Origin of the sequence: Nordella sp. HKS 07 (assembly GCF_011046735.1) — a bacterium.
Classification (GTDB): domain Bacteria; phylum Pseudomonadota; class Alphaproteobacteria; order Rhizobiales; family Aestuariivirgaceae; genus Taklimakanibacter.
Window position 1 is genome coordinate 1,822,274 of the sequence record NZ_CP049258.1, and the last position, 23,655, is coordinate 1,845,928.

Here is a 23,655-nt window from a genome sequence, read left to right on the forward strand (position 1 = left end):
CTTGGAGGACCAACTGGATTGTACATGCTTGACCGATCCCTGATCGCCGGCCTGCCGCCCTTTTCGGGGCTCACCCGCCCCGATCTCGACCTGATCCTTGAAAAGGCACGGTCGCTGCGGATCGCGGCCGGCCAGCCGGTCTTCGAACAGGATGCCGAGGCGCATTCCTTCTTCCTGCTGCTTGACGGTCATGTCCGGGTCGTCAAGACGACTGCCGATGGTCAGCAGGTCATCATGCGCTATATCAGCGCCGGTCAGCTCATCGGCATCGCTACCGCGCTTGGTCGCCTGACCTATCCGGCAACCGCCGTCGCCGCGGTGGATTCGCTGGCGCTCGCCTGGCCGAACGAAGCCTGGCACGAGCTTGCCGCCCGTTATCCAGCCTTTGCGGCCAATACCTACAAAACCGTCGCCGCCCGGTTAGAGGAGACGAATGAGCGCGTCGTCGACCTTGCCACCGCGCTCGTAGACCGGCGCGTCGCGCACGCACTTCTGCGGCTCATCGAACAGTCGGGCCGCAAGACCGAATTTGGTATCGAGATCAGCTTTCCCATTTCACGCCAGGACATCGCCGACATGACCGGCACGACCTTGCACACGGTGAGCCGCCTGCTCACCGCCTGGGAACATCAGGGCTTCGTCAAAAGCACGCGCAAACGCGTCACTGTGGTCGATGCGCAGCGCCTGCTCGACCATGTCGGGTAATCACCGCTCCATCTCGTCGTCATCGAGCAGGATACGATTGGCGGCGCCATCGAGATCGTCATACTGTCCGCTCTTGAATGTCCAGAAGAATGCCCAGAGTGCCGCACCGCCCAGAAGCAGTGCCAGAGGTACGAGATAAACGAGGCTGCTCATGAGGGACCTCCACGCAATCTCAACGCATTCGCCACGACGACGATCGACGAGGCCGACATGGCAAGTGCCGCCAGCAAGGGCGTGACATAGCCGGCCATGGCGAAGGGTAGAGCCAGCACATTATACAGTATGGCGAGCGCGAAATTCTGTCCCACGAGCCGCCGTGCATCGCGGGCGATGCGGATGGCGAGCGGCACGGCGGTGAGCGCGCGATGCAGGAAGACGAAATCGGCGGCATTGCGGCCGATATCGGCAGCACTGGCCGGCGCCATCGAAACGTGAGCGCGCGCCAGCGCCGGAGCATCATTGAGGCCATCGCCCACCATGAGCGCCTTGCCGAGCCCCGCGACATACTCCGTCTTTTCCTTGGGCAACATGGCGCCCATAGCCTCTTCGATGCCGAGCCCGTCGGCGACGCGCCGTACGATCGGGCGCGCGTCGCCTGAGAGAATAAGGGGCGCGATACCCATGGCACGGAGCTCGCGCACCGCCTCCGATGCACGGGGCCTGAGGTCGTCCTCGAAGGTGACGCTGGCGATTGGCTTACCGTCCTCGGTAAGGACCGTCGCTTCCCCGTCATCGCCGCCCGCCCAGGCGCCTCGGCCGAGCCGGTAGAAATGTCCCTCGATCCTCGCCTCGAGGCCTGAGCCCGGAATTTCGACGAAGTCCGTCACGGTGCGGCGACTACCGTCGCCATGAAGTGCCAGTGCCCGGCAGAGCGGATGATTGGACTGCTGCGCCAGGGCGGCGGCAATTGCGAGCGCGCGCCTGTCGACCGCATCTTCATCGATGAGGCGCGGATGGCCGAGAGTGAGCGTGCCGGTCTTGTCGAAGGCGACCTGGTCGATCTCCGCCAAACGCTCCAGGGCGGCGCCGTCCTTGACCATGATGCCGCTCTCGAACAGGCGCCGGGCCGCCACCGCCTGGACGATCGGCACCGCCAGTCCGAGCGCGCAGGGGCAGGTGATGATGAGCACCGCGATGGCGACGCTGATCGAGCGGTGCCAGTCGCCGGTGGCGATGAGCCAGCCGATGAGGGTCAGCAGAGCCAAGGCATGCACGACCGGCGCATAGTAGCCAGCGGCCCGATCGGCGAGCCGGCGATAATGGCCGCGGCTGCTTTCAGCCGCCTCCATCAGCTGGGTCATCTCGGCGAGAAAGGAATTTGCGACGCTCGTTTGCGCCCTGAGCGTGAACGCCCCGGTGAGATTGAGCATGCCCGACCGGAGCTTGTCGCCCGCCGCCACCTTATGCGGCCGGGTCTCGCCGGTAGCGAGCGAGCAGTCGATATCGGATTGCCCGCCCTCGACGACGCCGTCGACCAGAATGCGCTCACCCGGCGTGACCTGCAGCAGCATGCCGGGCTCTATTGCCTGGGCCGGCAGGTAGTCACGACCGCCGTCGGCGCGGATAACGGTGGCGCCGCGCGGGGTGAGCTGCGCGAGGCCCTGCACCGCTGAACGCGCTTTTTCGCGCATCAGGTGATCGAGCGTCCGGCCGATCAGCAGAAAGAAGAGGAGCGAGGTGGCCGCGTCGAAATAGGCATGTGGGCCGCCGATGACCGTGTCGTAGAGGCTCAGACCGAAAGCGAGGACCACGCCGATGGATATGGGCACATCCATATTGGTGCGGCCCTTCCGCAGCGCCGACCACGCGGAAAAGAAGAAAATGCGGCCCGAGTAGAGCAGGGCCGGAAGCGCGAGCCCGGCGGAAATCCAATGGAAGGCTTGGCGCGTACCGGGCTCCGCGCCCGACCAGATCGACACCGACAGCAGCATGATGTTCATGGAGCAGAAGCCGGCGACGGCCATGGCGCGGATGAGCCGCGCCAATTGCGGATCACTGCGCTCCTCGGGCGCGAAGAGATGGGCGTCATAGCCCAGCTCGCGCAAGGTCTCGATGATCGGCGGCGCCTTCTCGCCCCGCCATTTGACGGCGACCCGCTTGCTCGACAGATTTACGCGCGCCGCCTCGACGCCATCGACGTGTTTGAAGGCGCCTTCGATGGCCCCGATGCAGTGGGCGCAGTGAATGCCTGGGACGGAAAGATCGCTTTGGCGCAGGCCTTCGCCCAGATCGCGGCTGGCGAGGGCGACCTCGTCGGTGGACGGTGGCGCCAGAAGCTCGGCGCCGGCCACCGCCGCCTGGCCGCAGCAGCTCATCTCATCGCCTTGTAGGCATGCCAGGTGGCATGGCCAAGCACGGGAAACACGATGATGAGACCGATGAGAGCCGTGGCCACGCTCAACAGGAACAACGCCAGCACGATGGCGCCCCAGGCGATCATCACGGGCAGGTTGCTCCAGACGAGCGAGATGCTTCTGCCCATGGCGGTGAAGGCATCGACATCCTCATCGAGCAGCATCGGGATGGAGAAGGTGCTGATGGCGAAGGAGAAGGCGGCGAAGATCCCGCCGATCACCGAGCCGACCAGCAGCATGGCCCAGCCGGTCCAGGTGGTGAACAGCATCGGGGTGATGTGATGGAGGCCCGGAAACGGGGTGAGCCCGAAGAACAGCGCATAGATCAGCACCGCGGCACGCATCCACAGGAGCATCAAACCGCACAGGATCGCGCCGGTGAACCAGATCTGACCGCCCGAGCGCGCCTTGACGAAAATCATCCGAAGAAGCGAGACGGGTTGCTTATTGGCGAGCGCGCGGCTTTTTTCATAAAGGCCGACGGCGAGGATCGGCCCCATCACCATGAAGCCGGCGAGCGCCGGGAAAAGAATGTAATCGTATCCGAGCGCGAAGAGTCCCCAGACGATAGCGAGCGACACCGCGAAGACGGCGAGACCATAGGCAAGGCTGGGCCCCGGATGATCGAGGAAGTCGCGCCATCCGGCCTTGAGCCAGCCGACAGCGGCGCTGGCCGGGAGGTTGCGGCGGTTGCGCTCGATATAGGGCCGCTCGCCGGTCTCATTCATGCTGCTCGAGGCGGTCATCCTGATCTCCCTTTCAGCAGGCGGCCTTCGCCACCTGATAGATGCCTTCACCCTTCTGATGCGGCACGCAATCGGGCTGCGACGTCACCGCCACATAAATGAGGTGCGCATTCGCGGCGACGAAGATGGCGACGCATAGCCCCGCCAGCGCGTAGGCGAGGAACCGCCAGGACAAGCGCCTCTCGCCGAGCGCGGTCATTGGAGCGGCCCCAGCCCGTCGACATAGAGCGCCAGGATCTTGATATCGACGGGCGAGAGCCTGGTGTCCCAATGCGGCATGTGACCTTGCCGGCCCGAATAGACGCTGGTGAAGACGGATTCCAGATCGCCGCCATAGATCCAGTATTTGTCGGTGAGGTTCGGCGCGCCCATATCCTGCTTGCCTTTGGCGTCATCGCCATGGCAGCTCACGCAATTGGCGGCGAAGACTTCCTTGCCGGCCTGGATCGCCGGCGCCGCCGCCGGATCATCACCGACGAGGCCGGAGAGGGAACGGACATAGGTGACGACATCACCGATCTGCGCCGGAGTCAGAACCCCGTCGCGGCCGAAAGCGGTCATCTGCGAGACGCGCGTGCCCTCGTTGGTCGAGTTGATACCGACGCGGATGGTTTCCGCGATCTTGTCCGGCCCCCCGCCCCACAGCCACGACTTGGCGGCAAGGTTGGGGAAGCCGGGTCCGCCGGTCGCTTTCACGCCATGGCAGGCGGCGCAATTATCCTCGAATAGTGTACGGCCAGCGAGCGTAACCCGGCCCATGAGCTCGGGATCGGACTTGATGGCGGCGAAATCCATCGTGGCGATTTTGTCGGTCCAGGGCGCCCGCTCCTGATGGGCCTCCGCGACCTGCCTCGCCACGATCTCGCGCTGGTCGATGCCCAGCAGTCCCTTGGTATAGGTCGTGCCAAGAGGCCAGGCCGGCATGAGGATCCAATAGCCGATGGCGAAAAGGGTCGTCGTGATGAGGAAAAACAGCACGACGCGCGGTACCGGCGTATTGAGCTCCTCGATGCCGTTCCATTCATGACCGGTCGTCGTGCGGCCGGTAATGGGATCACGCTTGCCTATGTCCACGGTTTGTCGTCCTTGTCGGAAATGCCGTTTTTGGGTTTGTCATCCTTGTCGAGAATGCTTTTCTTGGCGCGATCGAACTTAGGGCGATTGGCCGGCCAATAGGCATAGATCACCACGCCGGCCGCCAGCGCGATCAAATAGAAGAGCCCCCAACTCTTGGCGAAAGCGACGATCATGTCATGCATGATCACTCTCCCAGCGTGGTTTGCTCGATATTATGGGCAGCGTCGGTGAGCTTGCCCAGGATCTGCAGATAGGCAACGATCGCGTCCATTTCGGTGAGACGGCCGGCATTGCCGTCGAAGGCCCGGATATGCGTGGCCGGGCCATAGCGCTCCGCGACGCCCGCCGCGGCATCGCTGTCGGGCGCGGCCTGGCCGGCGGCGTCCTTCGCCGCATTCTCGATCATCGCATCTGTATAAGGCACGCCGACATCGCGCATCGCCCGCAGATGTCCCGGAAGATCGTCGACCTTCAGCTCGTCACGCAAGAGCCAGCGATAGGCCGGCATGACCGATTCCGGCACAACGTCGCGCGGATTGTAGAGATGCTTGACATGCCAGGCGTCGGAGTATTTCTCGCCGACTCGGGCGATGTCGGGGCCGGTGCGCTTGGAGCCCCACAGCATCGGATGATCATACTGCGATTCGACCGCCAGCGAATAAGGCCCGTAGCGCTCGACCTCATCGCGCAGAGTGCGGATCATCTGCGAATGACAGGCGTAGCAGCCTTCCCGGATATAGATGTTGCGCCCGGCCAGCTCGAGCGGCGTATAGACCCGCATGTCGGGCGCCGCTTCGACCGTGCTCTTGATGGTGAAGAGCGGAGCGATTTCGACCAGGCCGCCGATCGAGGCGACGATGATGATGGCAAAGACGAAGCGCATCGCGCTGCGTTCAAGTGTGCGGTGGAATTCGGCCATGAGCGTTACTCCCCGACCTGCAGGACGGGATCGCGGCCATGGCTCGGCCGGTCGAGCTCGCCGCCGCTCTCGGCCTGTTCACGCTTCGCGACGCGGATCGTCATCAGCACATTATATGTGCCGACGATCGCGCCCAGCAGGAACAGGAGGCCGCCAAAGGCGCGCGCTATATAATAGGGATGCATCGCGACGAGCGAGTCGATGAAGGAATAGGCGAGCGTGCCGTTTTCCGTGTAGGTCCGCCACATCAACCCCTGGATGATGCCGGAATTCCACATCGCAAAGACGTAGATGACGGTGCCGGCAAGCGCGAGCCAGAAGTGCACTTCCACGAGGCGGGCCGAATACATCGCCTCCCGTTTCCACATCCATGGCACCAATGCATAGATCGAGCCGAAAGTGATCATCGCCACCCAGCCGAGCGCGCCGGCATGTACATGGCCGACAGTCCAGTCGGTGTAATGCGACAGTGAATTGACCGCGCGGATGGCAAGGAACGAGCCCTCGAAGGTCGAGATGCCGTAGAAGACGGCGGCGACCATCATGAAGCGCAAGGTGGCGTCGTCGCGCACCTTGTGCCAGGCGCCGTTGAGGGTGGCGAGCGCGTTGCCGGCCGATGCCCAGGACGGCACCAGAAGCACGATCGAGAAGGTCATGCCGAGCGTCTGGACCCATTGCGGCAGCGCCGTGTAGTGCAGATGGTGCGAGCCCGCCCACATATACATGAAGGTGATGCCCCAGAAGCTGATGATCGAAAGCCGGTAGGAGAAGATCGGCCGGCCGGCGCGCTTCGGCAGGTAGTAATAGAGCATGCCGAGGAAGCCCGCGGTGAGGAAGAAGGCCACCGCATTATGCCCGTACCACCATTGCGTCATCGCATCCTGGACGCCGGAGAACAGCGAGTAGCTTTTGTACCCGCCGAACGACACCGGCACCGCCAGATTGTTGACGATGTGGAGGATCGCCACCACCAGGATGAAAGCCATGTAGTACCAGTTCGCAACATAGATATGCGGTTCCTTGCGGCGCGCCAGCGTGCGGATATAGATCAGGAAATAGACGACCCAGACGATGACCAGCCAGAGATCGGCATACCATTCGGGTTCGGCATATTCTTTCGACTGGGTGATGCCCATCATATAGCCGGTGGCGGCCACGAGGCAGAACAGATTGTAGCCGATGAGCACGAACCATGGGCTCAGCTGATCCGGCAGGCGCGCGCGAGACGTGCGCTGCAGCACATGGAAGGACGTGGCGATCAGCGCATTGCCGCCGAAGCCGAAAATGACGCCGCTGGTGTGGATCGGCCTGAGCCGGCCGAAGCTCGCCCAGCCGGCATCGAAGGTGAGATCGGGCCAGGCCAGGAGAGCCGCCACCCACACGCCGACGAGCATACCGGCAATGGCCCAGAGCATGGCGAGCACGATCCCGGCCTTGGTCGGATCATCATAATAATGCTCGAACTGCGCCGGATCGGGCTCGGGCGCGTCAAATTTGCGCAGGAGCGGAATACCGATGCCGACAGAGAAGGCGATGACCAGGAGGCCATGCAGTCCGAACGGCGTGCCGCGCCCCGCCACCGCCATGGCAAGGCCCAGAACCGTCATAAGGATGAGGAGGATAAACGCCAATTGGCGCTCGGCGCTGGTCAATCGCGCAATCATGATGCTGTTGCCCCCGTAGCCAAGATGATCATCATGTGATCCCCCCTTGCACCATCCCTAGACGAGAGCCCCTCAGCCCGTCTTTGATCTGGCGCAAATTCGAGCGCCGGCCCTGGTCAGGCTCCATTCAAGCACGAGTTGGCCGCCAGCGCAAAACCTCCATCCCCAGTTGCGCACTGGCATTTCACTGAACTTTCGACTTTTTGGATGCATTTGAAAGCTAGGCTGGGCTCTGGTCGGCTTAGGAGCATTCGCCCGTATTGCCTTGAGCCAAAACTCCGCCGATGATGCCTGAGGGTGGAGGTTCCACCTGTCACGACCGAGGGTCGCCGTGGAAAAGCCAGTCGAGCTTCCCCCCACTGAGCGCATGAAACCGCCGGGCCAGCCAGGCGCCGCGTCGCCCCCTCCCCCGGAGTCGCCGCGACGGCCACCGAAGAAGGCGCCGGCCTCCGGCTGGATCGCACCGTTCCTTGTCGCCCTGGTCTCGCTGGCGATCGCCGCGCTTTCGATCTGGTATCTCATTCATCCGGAACCCCTGATCATCCAGGGCGAAGTCGACGCCACCCGCATCGACATCGCGGCGCGTGTCGATGGACGGGTGAGCGAGGTACTGGCCGAGCGGGGCCGGAATGTCGACTCGGGCGCCGTTCTGGTGAAGATCGACAATCCCGAGACGCTCGCCAGGCACGAACAGGCCGTTGCGGCCAAAGCGGTCGCCGAGGCGCAGCTCGCCAATATCGCGGCGGGCACGCGGGCGGAGGTCATCGCGCAGCGCAAGGCGGCGCTCGAGCGGGCGCAGGCGGGCGTCATCCTCGCTCAGAAGACATTCGACCGGGTCAGTCAGCTCGTGACGCGCGGCAACGCCCCGCAATCCAGGCTCGATCAGGTGTCGGACGAGTTGCATGAGGGCCAACGCAGCGTCGACCAGGCCCAGTCCACCTATGATCAGGCCGTCAATGGCTATACGGCCGAAGAGCGCCAGATCGCCGTGGCCAATGTGGACAAGGCCGCGGCCGACATCGCCGCGGCGCAATCCATCATCGATCAGATGTCCGTCTACGCGCCCGTCGCCGCGCAGGTCTATCAGCGCAATATCGAACCGGGCGAATATGTCTCTCCCGGCGCCACCCTGGTGACGCTGATCGATCTCCGCGACCTCTGGATCCATTTCGACCTCCGGGAGGATCTCGTACGGGACATCAAGGTAGGCGACAGGTTCACGGTCCGCATTCCCGCGCTTGCCGACCGGGAGGTGCCGGTCGAGGTGAAGCTGATCGCCACCAAAGGCGAATATGCGAGCTGGCGTGCCACCCGTGCGACCGGCGATTTTGACCTGCGCACATTCGCCATTCGCGCCTATCCGGTCACACCGGTGCCGGAGCTCAGACCTGGCATGAGCGCCTATCTCGATTGGCGCGCGCGCCAATGAGGCGGCCGGCGAAACCCGGTTTCTGGCTCGTCGTACGGCGCGAATGCCGCTGGCTCTTCCATGATCGCGTCGCCCTCATCCTGATCTTCGGCGTGCCGCTCTTCGCCTTTCTGGTGCTGAGCGCGGTTTTCAGTCATCCGGTCATCCGCGAGCTGGGCACGGTGGTCGTCGATGCCGACCGTTCGGAGACCTCACGCGCCTTCATCGAGGAGGTGGCGGTCGCTCCCGGCCTCAAGATCGTCGAGCGCTCCACCGACCTGGCCGTGGCCGCGCGGGCGGTACGATCCGGGGAAGCCATAGCGGCGATCTATATACCGGCGAATTTCGAAAGGGATCTGAAGGCGCTACGCCGCCCGCAGGTCGTGGCTTTTCATAATCAGCAGTTCCTGACCGCTGCCGGCATCGCCTCACAGGGGCTGGGCGACTCCCTCGCCGCAGCGACGACCAATGCAGCACCTGGCCGCTTGATGGCGCCGATGGCTTCGCGCACCGGATCGCTCGTCGCCGAGACCATCGCGCTCGTCAACCCGCAGCGCAACTATGCTCAGTTCCTGCTGCGCGCTTTGCTGCCCATGGTCATCCATGTGGTGATCACCATCGCCGCTGGCTATGCGGTCGGACCGGAGTTTCGCCGCCGCAGCATGCGCAGCTGGCTCGCCTGCGCCGGCAACAACCCGATCATCGCACTGGCCGGCAAGTTGGCGCCGCTCTTCGCCATATTCGTCGTCATCATGCTCTCGGTGGCGTTGATCCTCGAGGGCTGGTTCCAGATCCCCTTCAAGGGAAATGTGGCGATGATGATCGCGGCGGGCATGTTGCTGATCGTCAGCTACCTGGCGCTCGGCGCCCTCCTGCAGCTCCTGGTCGGCGACCTCGCCACCGGACTGGGCCTCACCGGCCTTATCGTTTCGCCGGCCTTCGGTTATGCCGGCGTCGGATTTCCGACCCTCGGCATGAATGCCTTCGCGCAAGGATGGAGCACTTTCCTGCCCCTGCGCTGGTACATGGCCGTGCTGCTGGGCCAGGCGGCGCGCGGGCTGCCGCCTCATCAATCGGCCCATGCTTTCGCCATGCTGGCGGCGCTGGCGATCGGCTTTTACCTGCTGGCCCTGCTTCGATTGTGGGCGATCGCCAAACGGCCCACCCGGAAGAAGGAGGCGAGCCCGCCACAAGCGATCGCGGTGCCGCCGCGTGGCGTGGGCCAGGCCTTCACCACGGAATGGCGGCGCGTTCTTGCGACCCGCGGCGCCTTCGCCCTGCTCTTTCTCGCCCCCTTGATCTATGGCGCCTATTACCCGCAGCCTTACCTCTCTCAAATCCTGCGCAAGGTGCCCATCGTCGTCGTGGACAACGACCTGAGCGAGCTCAGCCGCGCTTTGGTGCAGACTCTCGATGCCAGCGGCGCTATCCGGGTGGCGGCTAATGTCGGTACATTGGCCGAGGCTCAAGACGTCATTCAACGCGGCGAGGCATTCGCCGCCGTCGGCATTCCGACCGGCACCGAACGCGATGTGCTTAAGGGCAACAAGGCGCATATCCCCGTCTATGCGGACGCCACCTATCTGTTCGTCTTCCGATCGACGGCCGGCGCCATCGCCGTTGCGATCAACGCGCTCTCCTCCGAAGTCGCCCTCGCCGGAGCGCGCAGCGACGGCAGCCTGGCCCGGGTGACACTTGCCTCGGGCAGTCCTGCCGACATCCTGCTCCAGCCGATCTTCAATCCGGTGGGCGGCTATGCGAGTTACATCGTGCCGGCGGCCTTCGTGCTGATCCTGCAGCAGACCTTGCTCATCGGCGCCTCCATGATGACCGTGGGCACGCCGCTTCGTGGCAGTGCCTTCGCCAATGTGCTCGGCCGCGGCATTGCGCATCTGATGCTCTATCTGCCCGTACTCGCCCTCTATCTCATCGTCTTGCCGCGTCTCTATGGCTTCTCCGCGCTCGGCAACCTGCCGCAGCTCGCCGTGCTGGCGTCTCTCTTCATCCTCGCCACCAGTTTCATGGGGCAGATGGCGGGCGCCTGGTTCAAATCTCCCGAGACACCAACCCTGATCTTCCTGGCCACCAGTCTGCCGCAGTTCTTCCTGGCCGGATTCTCCTGGCCGCGCGAGGCAATTCCGGACGCGGTCCTTGCCGCCGGCCGCATCTTTCCCGCCGATTCCGCGATCGACGGCCTGGTGCGCATCAATCAGCTTGGCGCGAATCTGTGGGAAGTGGCGCATGACTGGCGCGACCTTGCCATCCTGACCGCCGTCTATTTCATGCTGGCGACCATCTCGGCTTATTTTCTGAGGCGAGACCATGTCAAAGGGTAGCATCGGCAAGTTTGCCTTCGTCCTTCTGATCCTCGCGGGCGCCGTGGCCGGATATGCCCTGTGGCCGTCGGCGGAACCGGCGCCGGTCTTGGGCGTGGTCCGCGCCACTCAATTGCGTGTGGCGCCGGAGGTGGGCGGTCAACTGGCGACGATCAAGGTCCACAAGGGCGATCACGTCGCAGCGGGTGATATTGTGGCCGAACTATCGGCACTCGAACTGACGGCTTCGGTCGGGCAGGCTCGCGCCGCTCTCGCTGCCGCCCGTGCCGAGCGCGATCATGTCTATGCAGGAGTACGCGCCGAGGAGGTCGCCGTCTTGGCTGACGAGATCGCCAAGGCTCAGTCCAATCTGAGCTATTTCCAGAAAGAGCTCGATCGCTCTACCTATCTGGTCTCGCGCGATTTCGCTTCACAGCAAGCGCTTGACGAGACCAACAAGAATGTCGCGACGGCCCAGGCCGCCTTGGCCGAGGCACAGGCCGAGCACGCAGCGGCGGTGGCCGGCCCAACATCTGAGGAGCGTCAGATCGCCGATGCGCAGGTCCATGCCGCCGGGGCGACTCTCGCCATGCTCGAACGCCGGCTGGATAAAACCATTCTGCGGGCCCCAGCCGATGGGACCGTCAGCGTGATCGTCGGCGAGATCGGCGAGGCGGTGCGCGCCGGCGAACCGATATTGGCCATCGAGGCGGACGGCAAACCCTGGTTGTCCATCAATTTGCGCGAGGACGCATTGCGCGGTCTGACCATCGGCTCGGCTGTCAATGTCGAGCGGATGGGCAAGGAGGGCGTGACTCAGGCAGTGGTGAGCGAGCTCATGCCGCTGGGCCCCTTCGCGACGTGGCAGGCCGAACGCACGGTCGGCGACCATGATCGCAACACGCTGCGCCTGCGTCTCGATCTGCAGAGCGACTGGGGCGAATTTCAACCCGGCATGACGGTGCGCCTCATACGATAGCCGGTCGTAACTGCATGGCTCCGTCCACATAAAGCTCTGCGAACTGTCACAGTACTTTTACAATGGGCTGTTTGATAGCCCCATGGCTCTCGACGATCCCTCCCCATCCAAGAATGAAACATCGGCGCGACAGACCTGGATGTCGCTGCTCGCCGGCGCCAGGAAAGAGCGCCTCGACGCGCTTTTTCCACGCGACCGCCATCCCCGCTTCACTTACTTGCGCAAGCCCGAGACCGGCCTCGTGATGCTGCGCGGCCGCCAGGGTGGTACCGGAAGCCCCTTCAATGTCGGCGAAGCCACCTTAACCCGCTGCAGCATCCGCCTCGGCGACGGCACGGTTGGCCATGCTTTCGTGATGGGCCGCTCGCATGAGCATGCGGTGAGCGCCGCGGTCTGCGATGCTTTGCTGCAAGGGCCCGAGAATGCACATCTGACGGAAGCGGTGATCAACCCGCTGGCGCGCGAACGCGCCGAGCGTGAGCGCTGGATCGCACTCAAGAACGCGGCGACGAAAGTGGACTTCTTTACGATGGTGAGGGGCGATGTCGACTGAACTCTTGAGCGGTTTCCCCGATCAGGCCCGCGGCAGCGCGCAAGCTTTCCGTCAAATGCTCGACGCCATGGCGCAGCCCGGCCGCGTCCTGGCATTGACGCCGGACTTCGAGGCGCCGGCACCGCTTTTCGCCTCCACCGCCGCGATCTGCCTGACCTTGTGCGACTATGACACGCCGCTCTGGCTCGACGAGACGCTCAGGCAAGCCCCGGTCACGGATTATCTGCGCTTCCATACCGGCGCACGCATCGAGAGCGCGATGACACAGGCGAGCTTCCTCCTCTGCACACCCGCTTCAGCCGCCGAGGCGCTTGCTCATGCCGATCGCGGCAATGCCGAATATCCCGATGCCTCGGCGACACTCATCATTCAGCTCACCGACTTTGGCGGTGAGATGCTGACGCTCGAAGGACCGGGCATCAAGGATCGGCGCCATTTCACCACCTGCGGCCTCGATTCGCGTTTCTGGACGCTGATGGACGACAACCACCAGCTTTTTCCTCTGGGCGTCGACGTCTACTTCGCTGCGCCCCGGGAAATCGCGGCGCTGCCGCGTTCGACACATATAAAGAGAGAGGGTCAGGCCTGATGTATGTCGCGGTCAAAGGCGGAGAGAAGGCGATCGATGCGGCACATCGCCTGCTGGCGGAAGAGCGCCGGGGCGATCCCACTATTCCAGAAATCACGCCCGAGCAGATCGGCGCGCAGCTCACTCTTGCCGTCGACCGGGTGATGACCGAAGGCTCGCTCTATGACCGCGAGCTCGCAGGCGTTGCGATCAAACAGGCGCGCGGCGATCTCATCGAGGCTATCTTCCTTATCCGCGCGTCACGCACCACGTTGCCGCGCTTCGGCTATTCAGTCCCGATCGAGACCTCCAGCATGCGGATCCGCCGGCGCATCTCGGCCGCCTTCAAGGACATGCCGGGCGGCCAGATTCTAGGGCCGACCTTCGATTACACCCATCGCCTGCTCGAGCTCGAGGAGAGCGAGGTTGCCCCCGCGCCGGCCGAAATGGGTCCCGCCGATCTCGACCGCACCATGCCGCGCGTCCTCGACCTGATCGGCGCCGAAGGACTGATCGAGACCGCCTCCGCCGACACCGCCGAGCCAGGCGATCTCACCCGTGATCCCCTGGCCTTTCCGGCTGAGCGCGATCTGCGCCTGCAGAGCCTGGTGCGCGGCGATGAAGGCTTCCTGTTGGCACTCGGTTATTCGACCCAGCGCGGTTATGGCCGCTCTCATCCCTTCGCCGGCGAGATCCGCTATGGCGAGGTAAGCGTCAGCTTCACGCCCGAGGAGCTCGGCTTCGAGATCGAGATCGGCGCGATCGACATCACCGAATGCGAGATGATCAATCAGTTCAAGGGCTCAGGCAGCGTGCCGCCGCAATTTACCCGTGGCTATGGCTTGAGCTTCGGCCAATGCGAGCGCAAGGCCATGTCGATGGCGCTGGTCGACCGGGCGTTGCGCGCGCGCGAGCTCGACGAGGAGCAGACGGCACCTGCCCAGGATGAGGAGTTCGTCCTCTCGCATGCCGACAATGTACAGGCGACCGGCTTCGTCGAGCACCTTAAGCTGCCGCATTATGTGGATTTCCAGGCCGAGCTCGAATTGCTGAGGCGCCTGCGCCGCGAGGCACTTGGCCTTGATCTGGAGGCGGCGGAATGACCACCGGCTACAACTTCGCTTACCTCAACGAACAGACGAAGTGCATGATCCGCCGGGCGCTGCTGAAGGCGGTGGCCATTCCGGGCTATCAGGTGCCCTTCGCCAGCCGCGAAATGCCGATGCCCTATGGCTGGGGCACCGGCGGCGTCCAGGTGACGGCTTCGATCCTGACCCCCGATGACACGCTGAAAGTGATCGACCAGGGCGCCGACGACACCACCAATGCGGTCAGCATCCGCAAATTCTTCGTGCGCACCGCCGGCGTGGCGACGACCGAGGAGACCGATAAGGCCTCGATCATCCAGACGCGTCACCGCATTCCTGAGGCCAAGCTGCGCGAGGACCAGATCCTCGTCTATCAGGTGCCGATTCCCGAACCGTTGCGCTTCCTCGAGCCGCGCGAGACCGAGACGCGCAAGATGCATGCGCTCGAGGAGTACGGCATCATGCATGTGAAGCTCTACGAGGACATTGCGCGCCACGGCCATATCGCCACAGCCTATGCCTATCCGGCCAAGGTGAATGGGCGCTATGTCTTCGATCCCTCGCCGATCCCGAAATTCGACAATCCCAAGCTCGATGATTGCGCCGCTCTGCAGCTTTTCGGCGCCGGCCGCGAGAAGCGCATCTATGCGTTGCCGCCCTATACGCAGGTGAAGAGCCTCGATTTCGAGGACCATCCCTTCAGCGTGCAGAAATGGGAAGAGCCTTGCGCGCTGTGCGGCTCGACCGCCACCTATCTCGACGAGATCATTCTCGACGACAAAGGCAAGCGCATGTTCGTCTGCTCCGATACCGACCACTGCCGCAAGGCGCAGGAGACAGCGGCATGACCGGACCATTGCTCACCGCTGAAAATATCACCAAGCTCTATGACGGACGCGTCGCCTGCGACAGAGTGAGCTTCGAGCTGTGGCCGGGCGAGGTCCTGGCCATCGTCGGGGAATCGGGCTCCGGCAAGACGACCTTGCTCAAATGTCTCTCGATGCAGATCGCGCCTGCCGCCGGCCGCGTGCTCTATTCGTTGCGCGACGGACGCACGGAATCCCTGTCCGACCTCAGCGAGGCCGAGCGCCGCTTTTTGATGCGGACTGATTGGGGCTTCGTGCATCAGGATCCGCGCGAAGGCTTGCGCATGGGCGTCTCGGCCGGCGCCAATGTCGGCGAGCGCCTGATGGCGGTGGGCGAGCGCCATTATGGCCGCATCCGCTCCTCAGCACTCGACTGGCTCAACCGCGTCGAGATATCGGGTGATCGCATCGATGACAGCCCACGCAATTATTCGGGCGGCATGCGCCAGCGCCTGCAGATCGCCCGCAATCTGGTCACGGCGCCACGTCTCGTTTTCATGGACGAGCCGACGGGCGGCCTCGACGTCTCGGTCCAGGCCCGCCTGCTCGATCTCTTGCGCGGCCTCGTGCGCACTTTGGGCCTCTCGGTCATCATCGTGACGCATGACCTCGCGGTGGCGCGTCTTCTCTCCACCCGCATTCTCGTCATGCAGCAGGGCAGGGTCATCGAGACCGGCCTCACCGACCAGGTGCTCGAGGATCCGCAGGCGCCTTATACGCAGCTTCTCGTCTCTTCCGTCCTGCAGGTGTGATCCGATGCGCGCCGTTCTCAAGATAAAAAATCTCGCCAAACAGTTCCGCCTGCATCTGCAGGGCGGTGCGCGCATTCCCGTCTTCGACGATCTTAATCTCGAGCTTGCCGAAGGCGAAGCGCTTGCCGTGACCGGTCCCTCGGGCAAGGGCAAAAGCTCGCTGCTCAAGCTCATCTACGGCACCTACAAGGCGGGCCAGGGCGAAATCCTCGTCCGCCATGATGGAGCTTGGATCGATCTCGCTGATGCCGAGCCGCGCGAGGTGCTGCAGGCGCGCCGGCGCACCATCGGTTATGTCACCCAGTTCCTGCGCGTCATCCCGCGCGTGCCGGCGCTCGATATCGTAGCCGAGCCTTTGCTCGAGCGCGGCGTGGCACCCGATGAAGCGCGCGAACGCGCCGGCCATCTGCTCGGCCGGCTCAATATCCCCGAACGCCTGTGGAGCCTGTCGCCGATGACCTTCTCGGGCGGCGAGCAGCAGCGCGTGAATATTGCCCGCGGCTTCGCGGCCGCCTATCCGATCCTGCTGCTCGACGAGCCGACCGCCTCGCTCGACCAGGAGAACAAGGCGCGCGTCCTCGCCATGATCGACGAGGCCCGCGCCCAAGGCAGCGCCATCATCGGCATTTTCCATGACGCGGCCGACCGCAAGGCCGTCTGCACCCGCGAATTCGATCTCGGCCGCGCCGCCTAGCAATCCCCTCTCCGCCTGCTGGAGGGCTGTCCGGAGAAACTCGCGACATGCCAGAAAAGATTACGTAAGAATGGGATTCGAGACACGTCATCTCGAACGAGACTCAGAACTCAACTTCATTCCCCTTCTCCCGCTTGCGAGACCTTTGCAGAAGTGGGGCATCTGTGATTCTCTGGGGAGAGGAACAGGGGGTCGACGCATGCCGACACGCGTGACTGGTCAGTTTAGCCTGGCTGATGCTCTGGCGAAGCAGCCGAGCCGCTCGGGCGAGACACTTGATCGGGTGCAGAGCCTGATCGATTGGGGCCAGATCGACACCTTGCTCGCGCCGATGCGCGGCTCGCCCTATGGCGCGCCCGGCTACCCGCCACTGCTGATGCTGAAGGCTCTTTTGCTGCAGCAATGGTATTCGCTGTCGGATCCAGGCCTTGAGGAAGCGCTGATCGATAGATTGTCGTTCCGCCGCTTTGTCGGCTTGGCTTTGGGTGAAGACACGCCGGATCACTCGACGATCAGCCGGTTTCGCACGGAGCTGGCGACGAGGGGCCTGAGCGAGGCGGTGTTTGAAGTTGTGAACCTTCAGATTGATGCCAAGGGACTGCTGCTGCGCCAGGGCACGATCATCGATGCGACGCTGGTCGAAGCCCATGTGAAGCGGCCCGAGAAGCCGAAGGAAGACAAGACACCGGCGCCGGCACCCGCCAGCGATCAAGCCCCGCAGCAGGACAAGGCCGGGCCCAAAGGCGAACGGCCGGCAAGCAAACTCATCCTCAGCCCGACCGATCCTGAGGCGAGCTGGGCCAAGAAGGGCCACAAGCGCTACTTTGGCTACAAAGGCCATGTGGCGGTCGACCTGGGCTCGGGCATCATCCGTCGCTGTGTTCTCACCACCGCCTCGGTGGCTGATACGACTATGGGTGATGCGCTGATCATGGGCGATGAGCGGGCGCTCTACGCCGACAAGGGCTATGACACCAAGGCACGCCGCGCGGCCCTCAAGGCTGCCGGGGCCAATGATCGCATTGCTCACCGTCCCAACAGGCACCATCCGCTGAGCAAGCGCCAAGTTCAACGCAACAAGGGCATCTCGCGTCGTCGTAGCGCTGTCGAGCGGGTCTTCGCCATTGCCAAGCGTCTGATGGGATGGCGGCGGGTGCGCTACATCGGGCTTGTGAGGAACGCTGGTCACTTCGCGATGCTGTGTACCGCGATCAATCTCAAGCGCCTGGCGGTGCTCAGTGCATGACCCCGGCAACCAAAATACCTCATACGGGGCATCTCCCGCCGGGCATTGCAAGTTCCCACCGCCCAATCGGGCGCGCGAAAAAACTCCATTCCCCTCTCCAGCCGCAATCCGACCACTTCCGCAAAGGTCTCGCTTGCGGGAGAAGGTGCCCGATAGTGCGGATGAGGGTGTTGTTTCAGCTCGCTACACTCTTCAAAAGATCAAGATAACAAAGCCTCGACACTTCCCACGCTTGTGGTTGCAAAGAGGCTGAGAGAACACCCTCATTCGGCCTTCGGCCACCTTCTCCCGCAAGCGGGAGAAGGGGAAGCAGGTAAGGCCTTGCGTACTGCAATGAATTTCCCCCGGACATCCCTTCCCCCTCACCGTCCCGATGCTTCGCATCGGGCCCTCCCTCTCCCCGTCGGGGGCGAGGGTATAAGCGCAGCCGACATAAGATGTGTGATTCCGATAGCCGCGAAGCGAGCCAGGCGGGGGTTCGTTCAAGTCACCGAATAGCGATCGATGACCCACAGCCACGTGCCGTCGGGCTGTCTTCGGGCAACCTCGGCGGTGATGCTGCCATCGGGAAGATGCGTCGAAGTGAGCGCCAGATCGCCATTGATCACCGCCGGGCTCTGCTTTCCTTTGGCGAATTTCCGACCTTCGGCGGCAAAGGCGGCGAAGCGCGCTCGGATGGCGTCATGCCCGCGGATCGGCGGACCGGCGCCCGTGTCGATGACCGCGTCGGATGCAAAGAGCGCCATCATGCCCTCGATGTCACCGGCCCATTGCCGCTCGATCAGAAACCGCTCCAGATCCTGAGGATCCCGCGCCGGTTCATGAACTTTCGCATCCGCCATCGCAACTCCTCCCGGGCTCGTGATCAGCAGAACTCTACGTGAAACGAGTGTGCTTTTCCACAGGCCAGCCGCCTTAGTCCGACTGACACAAAGCCTTCAGATGACTGTCACACAACGTCGCTACGCGTTGTGAAACCATAAAGGGGATGACGTTGGACGCGATCCGTATCGAGCGATTGAGCAAAACGTTCAGCAGCGGCAAGCGCGGCCTGGACGACATTTCACTGAGCATCGGCCAAGGCGAGATGGTCGCGCTCATCGGCGCGTCCGGTTCCGGCAAGTCTACTCTCATCCGCCACATCGCCGGCCTCGTCACCGCCGACAAGGCTGACGGGTGCGGCATCTCCGTTCATAGCCGCCTTGTCCAGACACAAGGCCGCATGGCCGCCAATGTGCGCGATATCCGCCGCGAGATCGGTGTCATTTTCCAGCAGTTCAATCTCGTCGGCCGGATGTCGGTGCTCACCAATGTGCTGACCGGCGTTCTCGCCAAGATTCCGGCCTGGCGCGGCACCGTCGGCGCCTTCCCGCTCGCCGAACAGCAAGCCGCCATGGTGGCGTTGACGCGTGTCGGTATCGCCGAGACGGCGCGTCAGCGTGCTTCGACATTGTCGGGCGGCCAGCAGCAGCGCGCTGCCATCGCCCGCGCTCTGGTCCAGGGCGCGCGCGTCCTCCTGGCCGATGAACCCATCGCTTCCCTCGACCCCGCCTCGGCCCGCCGGGTCATGGAGACGCTCGAGACCATCAACCGCCAGGACGGCATCACCGTCGTCGTAGCGCTCCACCAGGTTGAATATGCCCGCCGCTTCTGCCCGCGCACCATCGCCATGCAGGCGGGCCAGGTCGTCTTCGACGGCCCGAGCACCCAACTTTCGAATGAACGCCTCCGCCAGATTTATGGATCGGCCAGTGAAGAGCTGATCCTTCCCGATGCGGGCGAAGTCCGCAGGCCTTCCTCCATGCTGGAAGGGCTCACGGCCGCCGCCGCCGCATAGTCGCGTCAAGAAAACATTACGTATCAGGAGAAGTCAGATGAGATGGATCGCAAGACCGCTTGCCACGATGGCGGCCGCCGCCTTCATGGCCACCGCCGCCTATGCGGAGACTACGGAGATCAATTTCGGCATCATATCGACCGAGTCGACGCAGAATCTGAAACAATATTGGACCCCGTTCCTCACCGACCTCGAGAAGCAGACCGGGGTCAAGATCAATCCATTCTTCGCCTCCGACTATGCCGGCATCATCGAAGGTATGCGCTTCGGCAAGGTGCAGGTGGCCTGGTACGGTAATAAATCCGCGATGGAGGCGGTCGACCGCGCCGATGGCGAGGTCTTCGCCCAGTCCGTCGATGTCGAGGGCAATCCCGGCTACTGGTCGCTCCTCGTCACCAATGTCGACAACACCAATATCAACACGCTCGACGACGTCTTGAAGTGCGACAAGAGCATGAGCTTCGGCAATGGCGATCCGAACTCGACCTCGGGCTTCCTCGTCCCGTCGGTGTTCGTCTTCGGCGCCCATAATGTCGATCCGAAGAATTGCTACAAGACCGTCACCAACGCCAACCATGAAACCAATCTCATGGCGGTGGTGAACAAGCAGGTCGACTTCGCCACCAACAACACCGAGAATATGCGCAACTTCGCCAAGTCGCATCCGGAAGAGTTGAAGAAGATCAAGGAAATCTGGCGCTCGCCGCTGATCCCGTCCGATCCCATCGTCTGGCGCAAGGATCTCGACCAGCCGACCAAGGACAAGCTGCTTTCCTTCTTCATGACCTATGGCCGCCAGGGTTCGGTCGATGAAGTGAAGACGGCGCGCGATAATCTCAAGAAGCTCAACTGGGCGCCTTTCAAACCCTCATCCGACGCGCAGCTCTATCCGATCCGCATTCTGGAAATCTCCAAGGCCATGAACAAGGTCAAGGCCGACGAGCAGCTGAGCCAGGCCGACAAGGACGCCAAGCTCAAGGAGCTCGAAGCCAAGAAGGCCGAATTCCAGAAGCTCATGGCGGAAGTCCCACAGACCTGATCCTCCCCCGGACTGGCGGGAGGGCACGTCCCTCCCGCACTTTTTTGGAAATTCGAACAGATCGAAATAGCGACTTCTGAATGTTCCGCAGATGGCGGGCGTCACGACGACACCCTCATCCGCCCTTCGAGCACCCTCTCCCGCAAGCGGGAGAATGGGAAATTTGAAAGTGTTTGATGCGACGATGACCACGACCGCGATCCATATTCCTCCTGTACCGGTGGCGCAGCGCTATGGGCGCCTGGCCTTCTGGTCGATCCTCGCTGTGCTGCTGGCCTGGAGCTTCTATCCGGCCGAGATCTATCGCGCGCCACTGCTCGTCACCGATGCCGGCAATATGGCGCGCTATGCCTCAGGCTTTCTGTCGCCCAACTTCGCCGACTGGAAACTTTATGTCAGCGAGATGCTGATCACCGTCCATATCGCCGTCTGGGGCACATTTCTCGCCGTGCTCTTCGGCATTCCCTTCGCCCTCCTTTCCTCCAACAATGTGGCGCCGGTCTGGATCGTTCAGCCGGTGCGCCGGCTGATGGATGCCTGCCGTGCCATCAACGAGCTCGTCTTCGCCGTGCTCTTCGTCGTTGCCGTGGGCTTAGGCCCCTTCGCCGGCGTGATGGCCGTCTTCGTCCACAATCTCGGCATCGTCTCGAAGCTGTTCTCGGAAGCGGTTGAAGCCTCCGATCCGCGCCCGGTCGAGGGCATCCGCGCCACCGGCGCCACCAGGCTTCAGGAAGTCATCTACGGCATCATCCCGCAAGTGATGCCGCTATGGCTGAGCTACGGCCTCTATCGCTTCGAATCCAATGTACGCGGCGCCACCGTGCTCGGCATTGTCGGCGCCGGCGGCATCGGCCAGCTCCTTTTCGAGAATATCCGCGGCTTTTATTATGGCGAGACCGCCGCGATCATGATCGTTGTCGTGATCACCGTCGCCATCATCGACATGATCTCGCAGCGCCTGCGCAAGGTGCTGATATGACCGCCCGCTACGCTCTTTACTACGCTCCATGCCCGGACACGCTGTTCCATGCCCTGGGAGCGAACTGGCTCGGCCGCGACGCCTGGACGGGAGCCGCGCCAGGACAGCCGGCGATCGCAAACATCGCGGGCCTCACCACCGAGCCACGCCGCTATGGTTTCCATGCCACGCTGAAGGCGCCGTTCGAGCTTGCCCCCGGCAAGAGCCGCGACGATCTCACCGCCTTCGCCAAGGAATTCGCCCGCCGCCAGGCGCCGGTGATGTTGCCGAAGCTCAGGCTGGCCGCGCTCGACGGCTTCCTTGCTTTGGTGCCCGACAGCGAGACCGAACATCTGCATGAGCTCGCCGCCTGCTGCGTCATGGATTTCGACGGCTTTCGAGGCACTCTCCTCCCCGATGAAATTCAACGCCGCCATCGCTCAGGTCTCAGCCATCGCCAGGGCCGCCTCCTGCTCAATTGGGGCTACCCCCATGTGCTGGATCAGTTCCGTTTCCATATGACCCTCAGTAATAAGCTGACGCCCGCCGACATGGCGAGCCTGAAAAAAGGAGCCGAGCAGCATTTCGCGCCCGTCATCGGCGTGCCGGTCAGGCTCGATGCGATCACCATCTTTTGCGAGGCCGAGAAGGCAGCAGTCTTTCGGGCCGAGGAGCGTTTCGCCCTCACCGGCAAGGCGGAGACGATCTGGCCGGAACTGTGGAAACTGGGTGTGAGATGACGAAGGAAAGGATCTTCAACAACGCGAAGATCGTGACGGCGGATGAGACTATCGAGGGCTCGGTCCTCGTCCGGGACGGCCAAATTGCGGATATCAGTGCGACGCCGACGGCCAAAGCCGATGTCGATCTCGAGGGTGCCTATCTGCTGCCTGGCCTGGTCGAGCTGCATACCGATCATCTCGAAAGCCACTATCGTCCACGCCCCGGCGTGAGCTGGCCCGCTATCGGCGCTCTTCTCGCCCATGACGCGCAGATCGCCGCCGCCGGCATCACCACCGTCTTTGACGCCTTGCGTGCCGGCACATTCGATTCGGAAGCGGGCGGTCTGCGCCGCGCCAATGATCAGCTCTCCAACGCGATCAGCGAGGCGCGCGCCGCTAGTATCCTGCGCGCCGACCATCGCGTGCATCTGCGCTGCGAGCTTCCCTGCCCCGATACATTCGACACGGTCGAGGAACTGGTCGAGCGAGGCCTGGTCGAGCTGCTCTCCGTCATGGACCACACGCCGGGTGAGCGGCAATTCGTCAGCATCGACAAGTTCCGCGAATATTATCTGGGCAAGGGCATCATGAGCCCCGAGCGGCTCGAGATTTTCATCGGCGAACGGCGCGAGCTCAACCAGCTTCATTCCGAGCGCAACCGCCGCGCCATAGTCAATCTTGCGGCGTCCAGGGGATTGAAGCTTGCCAGCCATGACGATGCGACCGAAACGCATGTCGCCGAGGCGATTGCCGATGGCGTGTCGATCGCCGAGTTCCCGACCACCGAAAACGCCGCCCGCGCCGCGCATGAAAGCGGTTTGGCCGTGCTGATGGGCGCCCCCAATCTGGTGCGCGGCGGCTCGCATTCGGGCAACATCCCGACCGCCGATGTGGCCAAAGCGGGCTGCCTCGATCTCATGTCTTCGGACTATGTGCCGGCGAGCCTGCTGCACGCGGCCTTCGCTCTGCCGGACAATGCGCCGGGCATCAGCCTGCCGGAAGCGGTGAATGTCGTTTCGCGCAACCCGGCCCGCGTGATGGGTCTCGACGACCGTGGCGAGATCGCCGCGGGCAAGCGCGCCGATCTGATCGAGGTGCGGCTCGTCGACAAGCACCCGGTGGTGCGCTCGGTCTGGCGCGCCGGCGAGCGTGTTCTCTGAGCGCC

At 63.4% G+C, this 23,655-nt stretch carries 25 protein-coding genes; 16 read left to right on the forward strand and 9 right to left on the reverse strand.

Features of this window, described 5'->3' with window-relative positions:
* Positions 1 to 18 precede the first annotated feature (18 nt).
* On the forward strand, positions 19 to 705 hold the full coding sequence (locus G5V57_RS08555) for a Crp/Fnr family transcriptional regulator (protein WP_165167099.1): 687 nt from the start codon (positions 19 to 21) through the stop codon (positions 703 to 705).
* Here the strand turns inward: G5V57_RS08555 and ccoS are convergent, their stop codons facing one another.
* The 8 genes from ccoS to ccoN are packed head-to-tail and all read right to left on the reverse strand — an operon-like array spanning position 706 to position 7,465.
* Entirely contained in the window at positions 706 to 858 is a 153-nt protein-coding gene (gene ccoS, locus G5V57_RS08560; RefSeq protein WP_165167100.1) for a cbb3-type cytochrome oxidase assembly protein CcoS, read from the reverse strand.
* On the reverse strand, positions 855 to 3,020 hold the full coding sequence (locus tag G5V57_RS08565; RefSeq protein WP_165167101.1) for a heavy metal translocating P-type ATPase: 2,166 nt from the start codon (positions 3,018 to 3,020) through the stop codon (positions 855 to 857). The genes ccoS and G5V57_RS08565 overlap by 4 nt, the downstream gene beginning before the upstream one ends.
* A complete protein-coding gene (locus tag G5V57_RS08570; protein ID WP_246737573.1) occupies positions 3,017 to 3,805 on the reverse strand; it encodes a DUF2189 domain-containing protein in 789 nt (262 codons plus the stop codon). The genes G5V57_RS08565 and G5V57_RS08570 overlap by 4 nt, the downstream gene beginning before the upstream one ends.
* Before the next feature lie 13 nt (positions 3,806 to 3,818).
* Positions 3,819 to 4,004 (reverse strand): hypothetical protein, encoded by a 186-nt coding sequence (locus tag G5V57_RS08575; protein ID WP_165167102.1) that lies wholly within the window; start codon positions 4,002 to 4,004, stop codon positions 3,819 to 3,821.
* Entirely contained in the window at positions 4,001 to 4,879 is an 879-nt protein-coding gene (gene ccoP / locus G5V57_RS08580; protein ID WP_206530232.1) for a cytochrome-c oxidase, cbb3-type subunit III, read from the reverse strand. The genes G5V57_RS08575 and ccoP overlap by 4 nt, the downstream gene beginning before the upstream one ends.
* Complete coding sequence (locus G5V57_RS08585) at positions 4,870 to 5,064, reverse strand: cbb3-type cytochrome c oxidase subunit 3 (RefSeq protein ID WP_165167103.1); 195 nt, start codon at positions 5,062 to 5,064, stop codon at positions 4,870 to 4,872. The genes ccoP and G5V57_RS08585 overlap by 10 nt, the downstream gene beginning before the upstream one ends.
* Before the next feature lie 2 nt (positions 5,065 to 5,066).
* Positions 5,067 to 5,801 (reverse strand): cytochrome-c oxidase, cbb3-type subunit II, encoded by a 735-nt coding sequence (gene ccoO / locus G5V57_RS08590; RefSeq protein ID WP_165167104.1) that lies wholly within the window; start codon positions 5,799 to 5,801, stop codon positions 5,067 to 5,069.
* Positions 5,802 to 5,806: 5 nt separating this feature from the next.
* Positions 5,807 to 7,465, reverse strand: a complete 1,659-nt coding sequence (ccoN, locus tag G5V57_RS08595; protein WP_165167105.1) for a cytochrome-c oxidase, cbb3-type subunit I — start codon at positions 7,463 to 7,465, stop codon at positions 5,807 to 5,809.
* A gap of 331 nt (positions 7,466 to 7,796) precedes the next feature.
* On the opposite strand from ccoN, the gene G5V57_RS08600 reads away from it, so the two are divergent.
* From G5V57_RS08600 to G5V57_RS08645, 10 genes are all read left to right on the forward strand, one after another.
* Positions 7,797 to 8,894, forward strand: coding sequence for an HlyD family secretion protein (locus G5V57_RS08600; protein ID WP_246737574.1), 1,098 nt, complete (start codon positions 7,797 to 7,799; stop codon positions 8,892 to 8,894).
* Positions 8,891 to 11,209, forward strand: coding sequence for an ABC transporter permease (locus tag G5V57_RS08605; RefSeq protein WP_165167106.1), 2,319 nt, complete (start codon positions 8,891 to 8,893; stop codon positions 11,207 to 11,209). The genes G5V57_RS08600 and G5V57_RS08605 overlap by 4 nt, the downstream gene beginning before the upstream one ends.
* On the forward strand, positions 11,196 to 12,167 hold the full coding sequence (locus tag G5V57_RS08610) for an HlyD family secretion protein (RefSeq protein ID WP_165167107.1): 972 nt from the start codon (positions 11,196 to 11,198) through the stop codon (positions 12,165 to 12,167). The genes G5V57_RS08605 and G5V57_RS08610 overlap by 14 nt, the downstream gene beginning before the upstream one ends.
* Before the next feature lie 82 nt (positions 12,168 to 12,249).
* A complete protein-coding gene (phnG, locus tag G5V57_RS08615; RefSeq protein WP_165167108.1) occupies positions 12,250 to 12,720 on the forward strand; it encodes a phosphonate C-P lyase system protein PhnG in 471 nt (156 codons plus the stop codon).
* Positions 12,710 to 13,309 carry a phosphonate C-P lyase system protein PhnH gene (phnH, locus tag G5V57_RS08620; RefSeq protein ID WP_165167109.1) on the forward strand — a complete coding sequence of 200 codons (600 nt, stop codon included), beginning with the start codon at positions 12,710 to 12,712 and terminating at the stop codon, positions 13,307 to 13,309. The genes phnG and phnH overlap by 11 nt, the downstream gene beginning before the upstream one ends.
* Positions 13,309 to 14,391, forward strand: coding sequence for a carbon-phosphorus lyase complex subunit PhnI (locus G5V57_RS08625; RefSeq protein ID WP_165167110.1), 1,083 nt, complete (start codon positions 13,309 to 13,311; stop codon positions 14,389 to 14,391). The genes phnH and G5V57_RS08625 overlap by 1 nt, the downstream gene beginning before the upstream one ends.
* A complete protein-coding gene (locus tag G5V57_RS08630; RefSeq protein WP_165167111.1) occupies positions 14,388 to 15,224 on the forward strand; it encodes an alpha-D-ribose 1-methylphosphonate 5-phosphate C-P-lyase PhnJ in 837 nt (278 codons plus the stop codon). The genes G5V57_RS08625 and G5V57_RS08630 overlap by 4 nt, the downstream gene beginning before the upstream one ends.
* Positions 15,221 to 15,994 carry a phosphonate C-P lyase system protein PhnK gene (gene phnK, locus G5V57_RS08635; protein ID WP_165167112.1) on the forward strand — a complete coding sequence of 258 codons (774 nt, stop codon included), beginning with the start codon at positions 15,221 to 15,223 and terminating at the stop codon, positions 15,992 to 15,994. Before G5V57_RS08630 ends, phnK begins: the two co-directional genes overlap by 4 nt.
* Before the next feature lie 4 nt (positions 15,995 to 15,998).
* Positions 15,999 to 16,688 (forward strand): phosphonate C-P lyase system protein PhnL, encoded by a 690-nt coding sequence (gene phnL, locus G5V57_RS08640; RefSeq protein ID WP_165167113.1) that lies wholly within the window; start codon positions 15,999 to 16,001, stop codon positions 16,686 to 16,688.
* 199 nt (positions 16,689 to 16,887) lie between these two features.
* On the forward strand, positions 16,888 to 17,934 hold the full coding sequence (locus tag G5V57_RS08645) for an IS5 family transposase (RefSeq protein ID WP_165167114.1): 1,047 nt from the start codon (positions 16,888 to 16,890) through the stop codon (positions 17,932 to 17,934).
* Positions 17,935 to 18,416: 482 nt separating this feature from the next.
* Here the strand turns inward: G5V57_RS08645 and G5V57_RS08650 are convergent, their stop codons facing one another.
* Positions 18,417 to 18,776 carry a nuclear transport factor 2 family protein gene (locus tag G5V57_RS08650; protein ID WP_165167115.1) on the reverse strand — a complete coding sequence of 120 codons (360 nt, stop codon included), beginning with the start codon at positions 18,774 to 18,776 and terminating at the stop codon, positions 18,417 to 18,419.
* A 146-nt stretch (positions 18,777 to 18,922) separates the two neighbouring features.
* Between G5V57_RS08650 and phnC the strand changes: the two genes are divergently transcribed.
* The 5 genes from phnC to G5V57_RS08675 all read left to right on the forward strand — a co-directional run bounded on the left by phnC (position 18,923) and on the right by G5V57_RS08675 (position 23,650).
* A complete protein-coding gene (gene phnC / locus G5V57_RS08655) occupies positions 18,923 to 19,771 on the forward strand; it encodes a phosphonate ABC transporter ATP-binding protein (protein WP_206530233.1) in 849 nt (282 codons plus the stop codon).
* A gap of 37 nt (positions 19,772 to 19,808) precedes the next feature.
* Positions 19,809 to 20,810 carry a phosphonate ABC transporter substrate-binding protein gene (phnD, locus tag G5V57_RS08660; protein ID WP_165167116.1) on the forward strand — a complete coding sequence of 334 codons (1,002 nt, stop codon included), beginning with the start codon at positions 19,809 to 19,811 and terminating at the stop codon, positions 20,808 to 20,810.
* Positions 20,811 to 20,994: 184 nt separating this feature from the next.
* Positions 20,995 to 21,789, forward strand: a complete 795-nt coding sequence (phnE, locus tag G5V57_RS08665) for a phosphonate ABC transporter, permease protein PhnE (RefSeq protein ID WP_165167117.1) — start codon at positions 20,995 to 20,997, stop codon at positions 21,787 to 21,789.
* Positions 21,786 to 22,508 (forward strand): DUF1045 domain-containing protein, encoded by a 723-nt coding sequence (locus tag G5V57_RS08670; RefSeq protein ID WP_165167118.1) that lies wholly within the window; start codon positions 21,786 to 21,788, stop codon positions 22,506 to 22,508. Before phnE ends, G5V57_RS08670 begins: the two co-directional genes overlap by 4 nt.
* A complete protein-coding gene (locus G5V57_RS08675) occupies positions 22,505 to 23,650 on the forward strand; it encodes an alpha-D-ribose 1-methylphosphonate 5-triphosphate diphosphatase (protein WP_165167119.1) in 1,146 nt (381 codons plus the stop codon). Before G5V57_RS08670 ends, G5V57_RS08675 begins: the two co-directional genes overlap by 4 nt.
* The last annotated feature ends 5 nt before the right edge of the window (positions 23,651 to 23,655 follow it).